This is a genomic window from Coleofasciculus sp. E2-BRE-01, from assembly GCF_040221695.1.
Taxonomy (GTDB): domain Bacteria; phylum Cyanobacteriota; class Cyanobacteriia; order Cyanobacteriales; family Coleofasciculaceae; genus Coleofasciculus.
On the sequence record NZ_JAVKEA010000102.1, the window covers coordinates 1 to 5,147 of the forward strand.

The window sequence follows — 5,147 nt, forward strand, 5'->3', positions numbered from 1 at the left end:
AAGCGAGCAATGTTGGGGAGCTATGTATTAAACGGAACCTGTTTGAAAAAAACATTGTGGATGAATAGGTGAGGTGAATGGTGGTAGGTGTGAGGTTTTTTCGCCTCCAACAGACAATTCCATCCTGACACCCGACACCCGACACCCGACACCCGACACCCGACACCCGACACCCGACACCCTTGCTCAACCGAGCTTTTCACCTTAAGTTGACGCGGATGAAGCCCCTACAGCGGATCTCCATTAGGGTAATAGAACCCCGTTAAGCCCGTGAATCATGCCGTTAGAGGCAGGAATATCTGCCATCACGACGGGTATACCATTGACCGAAACTTCGCTAGCATCGCTGACTCGTATGGTTACGGGTTTACCCGCGAGGGTGGTTAACCGCAAGGTCGAACCGGGAGTTAAGCCAAAGGTGTTAATGTTACCGGGGACAACGTGATAGGTAAGGATTTCAGTTAATCGCGATCGGTTTTGGGGTTGAAGCAACGTTGCCACAGTTCCCTCTGGTAAAGCAGCAAAGGCTTCATCGGTGGGGGCAAAAATGGTAATCGGTCTCCTCCCCGCCAGTGCTGAGGTGAGTCCGGCGGTTTTGATCGCAGCCGTTAGGGTGGAGAAAGCGTCGTTGGCGGTTTCGAGTTCATCAGCTATATTGTTTATGCCTCGTTGAGCAATCAGGTGGAGTCCGGGTTCTGCCTTTAAGAGGCGAGGAGAGTCGGTGACGCTGTTGGCGGGTAATGCGATCGCGGTACCGAGACTGGCTAGACCTAAGCAGGCGGTTAGTTTCCTCAATGTGGAAGTAAAAGAGCGGGCTGGCATGAATTTTTCTCCTCAGAGCAGGTATTTATAACGATTTGTATACTACTTTAGTCTGAATTCCGACTCTATGCTTCTTTCTCAGGTACAGTGTTACGTCTGCTTTGATTCAGTTAGGACTTTGGCAAGGATTTTATCGGGAGAGCGATCGCGTCTGGTTGCGCTGGTATGATACAGATGGTGACTGGGTTTTGACTCCTGAGGAACGGGAACGGCGACAAGTTGAGCGATTGACACAACAAAACATCCAGCTTATTGAATGCCTTTAATGCCTTTAATCTCCTAAAAAAATTCCTCAATTCCCTCATCATCCGTCCCCGTAAATCAAACATTAAGAACAACCAAGAGAATCGCTTGTGGCTACGCCAGTTTTAGGATTAATCCCTGACGCCTGCTGACATAAATGTTTCAGTTGTGCGCCATCTAAGAGAGCATCAGTGAAGTCAGCCCCCGTAATTAATGTATTATCAAATACTGATCCAAGTAAGAGGGTTTCGACTAAAATCACATCACTTAAATCTGCACCCGTCAAATCTGCCTGATCTAACATACCATAGCTTAAATCCGCACCATGTAAATTGGCATGAGTCATCACCGAACCACTAAAAATAGCACCTCGCAAGTCAGCATAAGCAAAATTACTTAACTGTAAATTGGCATTAGCAAATTCAGCCGTCTGTAAATTTTGACCGGAAAAGTCTTTGCCTGTGAGTTGGGCGTGACTGTAGGATAAGGGAGGTGGATAGTCAGCTGCTTGAGCAGATAGAGGATGAACGAATAGAGCGATCGCGACTAGGAATGCTATCAGTTGCCGAAGAATCATCTCAAATTGCCTGATTGACCTTAATTCTTGTCCATCTTAAATCTGATTGGGGTTTATCCGGTAACATTCAGGCGGCGAGGGTAGGCAAGCGTTCAAGACATGGGTAGGTTAGCGCATGAGACATAGGTAGGTTAGCGGGCAAGATATGGGTAGTGGTGTGGCACACCTAAGTAAGATGGATGACGCTTACGCCCAGAAACTGTAGGGGCGCACCGACGTGCGCCCGATTTAATCGTAAAATCTATGCCACCATTTTAGCTGTGTCAGTCCAGTAGATCAGCGCACAACACCTAGGTAGGTTGCCCACCAGATGCCCGCACGACTCCACTCATAAGGGAGGCGTGCATCCGAGGGGGCAGACCATTCTTTCACTTTAAGAGAGGAAAATAATCTCTTATTTATTTATTTATTTAAGTAATGTAAATAGCTCATCAACCTTCTTTCTTAGGATAGATAAACTTCAATACATTGGCTTGATACTCTAAAAACTATATCGATTAAATTTGAATTGATTAGTCATTAAACTATTAAACCAAGGAGGACATTACTATGGGAATTTTAGCCTGGATTATTTTAGGAATTCTCGCCTTCGCGATCGCGAAGGCGATTTATCCAGGTCAGCAAGGCGGTGGCATCCTGGCGACGATGGCACTAGGAATCGTTGGTGCTTTAGTTGGAGGCTGGATTGGATTGGTAACTTACTCTTTGGAGTCGGTTTTACAGGTTTTACCTGGTGGGGTTTCCTAGTGGCAATTGTGGGCGCGATGGTTGTCTTGTTCATCTACGGTCTGGTTACGAAAAACGCATAATAATCTCTTGATTGGATAAGCTAATCCCCCGCTTAAAAGTCGGGAAATTTTACGTTGTTTGTCCGACTCTTTTCCCAGAAAAAAGTTTTGTTTGCTTCCAAAAGCCGCTTGCGTGTTTACATCTTATATCGGTATAGTTGCTGACATAAGACCAGTGACCAATGACCAATGAACAAACTTCGAGCATTAATCTTTGACGTAGATGGGACATTAGCGAATACAGAACAAGATGGACACCGTGTAGCCTTTAACCGCGCCTTTGCCGAAGCTGGATATGATTGGAATTGGTCTGTTTCCCTCTATGGTGAACTATTAGCGGTTGCTGGTGGGAAAGAACGTATCCGCTATTATTTGAACCAATACCGCCCTGATTTCCAACCTCCGGCTAATTTCGACGAGTTCATTGCCAATCTGCATCGGGCGAAAACTCACCATTATCAGCAACTTATCGCCACGGGTTCTATCCCCCTACGTCCGGGTGTGCAACGATTGATTAAAGCGGCGCGATCGCAAGGAATCCGGTTAGCGATCGCCACCACTACCGCCCCTACTAATGTAACTGCCCTTTTGCAGCATACTCTGGGGGATGAGAGTCCGGCGTGGTTTGACCTGATTGCGGCGGGTGATATCGTCCCCACCAAAAAACCCGCTCCCGATATTTACAACCATGTACTGCGGCAAATGGATTTACCACCCCACGATTGTTTGGCGATCGAAGATTCTGATCAGGGTTTAATGGCGGCTACACAAGCAGGTATCATGACACTCATTACAGTCAACAATTATACAAAAGACCAAGATTTTACTCAGGCAGTACTCGTATTAAATCATCTCGGAGAACCTGATCAACCCTTTACCGTTCTCGCCGGAGATGCTGGAGATAACCAATATGTTGATATAGAACTCCTGAATCATCTCCATCACCGTTAGGGTGTCCCTTGCTGTCACCACAGTTAACGGTGAAAAGACTACAGTTAATAGTGGGTCAGACGCCACATTCCCTCTTCCCCAATCACCTAACTTTACAAATCTGAGTCCAAAATTCTATTATTATAGCAATAATATCTCAGCCATGATATCATGTCCCTCTAGACAGTGATTCTTGACTTTTACCGTGCCACCTTAGTTCTTACCTTGGAGTCATTTGCCTTCGGCAGTACCAACGTGTAAGTATTCAACCGAACCTGATAATGATCGGCTTGTCCCGCAGTGATAGGGTAGCGTTATGACCTATAGCCTTAGAATTACCGATATTCCTGTTAGCGAACGTCCACGCGAACGATTAATGGCGATCGGTGCCCAAAATTTGGCGACAGCGGAACTGATTGCTATTTTGCTTGCCACAGGTCAGGGGAAAGGTAAACTTTCAGCAGTAGGTTTGGGACAATATATTTTGCAGCAATTAAGTCAAGACGAACGCGATCCTATGGCGGTATTGCGAGATATATCACCCCAAGAGTTAATGCGTATCCATGGCGTTGGGCCTGCAAAAGCCACCACCATGCTAGCCGCCATTGAACTGGGAAAACGCGCCTTTCAGTCTCGCCCCACAGAAGGTACGATAATTGACAATCCCATGGCGGCGGCGGCGGCTTTCAGTCATGAGTTAATGTGGCAAACTCAGGAACGTTTTGCTGTATTGCTGTTGGATGTGAAAAATCACTTATTGGGGATTAAACTCATCTCAGTTGGTACAGCAACGGAGACATTAGCCTGTCCTCGTGAGATTTTACAAGCCGTCTTGCGCCATGGGGCGACGCGGTTTATTGTAGGGCATAGTCATCCAACGGGTAGTGTTGAACCTTCTGAGAAGGACATTTATTTGACCAAACAGCTTTTGCAGGGGGCGCTGCTAATCGAAACACCTTTAGTGGATCACCTGATTTTGGGAAATGGCAATCACCGGAGTCTACATCACACCACTTCATTATGGAAGGAATATCCACAAGATATTTAGGGGTTGCTGCATTAATCTGAAAGCTATACTATACAATGGTTTTCAGCCATTTTTCCACCCAACAAGTGCAAGGTTTTTACACCTAGACGCTCAAAATTCTTGGATTGCAAGCCTTCGCGAACACAGAATCTTCCCTCTACAGAGTGTTGAAACCATTGCAAGAAAGCCTATTCCCTATTCCCTCTCCCCACCACAAGACTTATTCAGCAGCCCCTATTTAATAGTGTGAGTTGTAGTTTAAGACGGCGCTATGTTAATTTAGTGGGCTAGGGTCGATTAGCACAGTGGTAGCGCACTTCCTTCACACGGAAGGGGTCACTGGTTCGAGTCCAGTATCGCCCATTTAAGTTGAATGGCACTGAAATAAGCATTAGGGAATCACCGAAACCTTTGATATACCGTAGTAGGCTGGCAAGCTTAAAGTTGTGGGTAAAATTTTTCTGGATCGCTACTCTCATAAGGGTTTGAGAAAATACTTGACCACTTTTTTAAGCTTGCCAAGCTAGTAGGGTGGGCATTGCCCACCAACCTTAAGTCGAATGCCACTGACTTTAGAGTTTGTAGTAAGCGCTTTAGCGCTTCTGGCACTAAAGTGCCTACTAAGCTGTCATGCATTTAAACTGTGATAAGAGCATTACCCTTATTTTTCAGTTTGCGCCCCCAGTTAATAACTAGCTTGTCTTCATTTAAAAGTTGATGCAACAAAGATTCTAACTCTTCAATGGATTCAAAAAGCCGA

6 protein-coding genes, 1 tRNA gene and 2 pseudogenes are annotated in these 5,147 nt (G+C 45.8%); 5 read left to right on the top strand and 4 right to left on the bottom strand.

The window, feature by feature from the left end:
* Positions 1-20: 20 nt before the first annotated feature.
* Positions 21-203 carry a hypothetical protein gene (locus RIG66_RS12585; protein ID WP_446378490.1) on the bottom strand — a complete coding sequence of 61 codons (183 nt, stop codon included), beginning with the start codon at positions 201-203 and terminating at the stop codon, positions 21-23.
* 40 nt (positions 204-243) lie between these two features.
* Complete coding sequence (locus RIG66_RS12590) at positions 244-822, bottom strand: fasciclin domain-containing protein (RefSeq protein WP_446378492.1); 579 nt, start codon at positions 820-822, stop codon at positions 244-246.
* 101 nt (positions 823-923) lie between these two features.
* On the opposite strand from RIG66_RS12590, the gene RIG66_RS12595 reads away from it, so the two are divergent.
* Complete coding sequence (locus tag RIG66_RS12595) at positions 924-1,088, top strand: hypothetical protein (RefSeq protein ID WP_446378494.1); 165 nt, start codon at positions 924-926, stop codon at positions 1,086-1,088.
* 62 nt (positions 1,089-1,150) lie between these two features.
* Here RIG66_RS12595 and RIG66_RS12600 read toward each other — a convergent pair whose 3' ends face one another.
* Entirely contained in the window at positions 1,151-1,642 is a 492-nt protein-coding gene (locus tag RIG66_RS12600) for a pentapeptide repeat-containing protein (RefSeq protein ID WP_446378496.1), read from the bottom strand.
* Positions 1,643-2,191: 549 nt separating this feature from the next.
* Between RIG66_RS12600 and RIG66_RS12605 the strand changes: the two are divergent.
* The 4 genes and pseudogenes from RIG66_RS12605 (at position 2,192) to RIG66_RS12620 (ending at position 4,750) form a co-directional block, all read left to right on the top strand.
* Positions 2,192-2,451, top strand: a pseudogene (locus RIG66_RS12605) (GlsB/YeaQ/YmgE family stress response membrane protein).
* A 168-nt stretch (positions 2,452-2,619) separates the two neighbouring features.
* Positions 2,620-3,381: an HAD family hydrolase gene (locus RIG66_RS12610; RefSeq protein ID WP_446378498.1), complete on the top strand. Its 762-nt coding sequence runs from the start codon at positions 2,620-2,622 to the stop codon at positions 3,379-3,381.
* Between the two features lie 295 nt (positions 3,382-3,676).
* Positions 3,677-4,408 carry a RadC family protein gene (radC, locus tag RIG66_RS12615; protein ID WP_446378500.1) on the top strand — a complete coding sequence of 244 codons (732 nt, stop codon included), beginning with the start codon at positions 3,677-3,679 and terminating at the stop codon, positions 4,406-4,408.
* Positions 4,409-4,677: 269 nt separating this feature from the next.
* Positions 4,678-4,750 (top strand) — tRNA-Val (locus RIG66_RS12620).
* Between the two features lie 273 nt (positions 4,751-5,023).
* On the opposite strand, the pseudogene RIG66_RS12625 reads toward RIG66_RS12620, so the two are convergent.
* A pseudogene (locus RIG66_RS12625) lies at positions 5,024-5,147 on the bottom strand (IS630 family transposase); the annotation flags it as partial.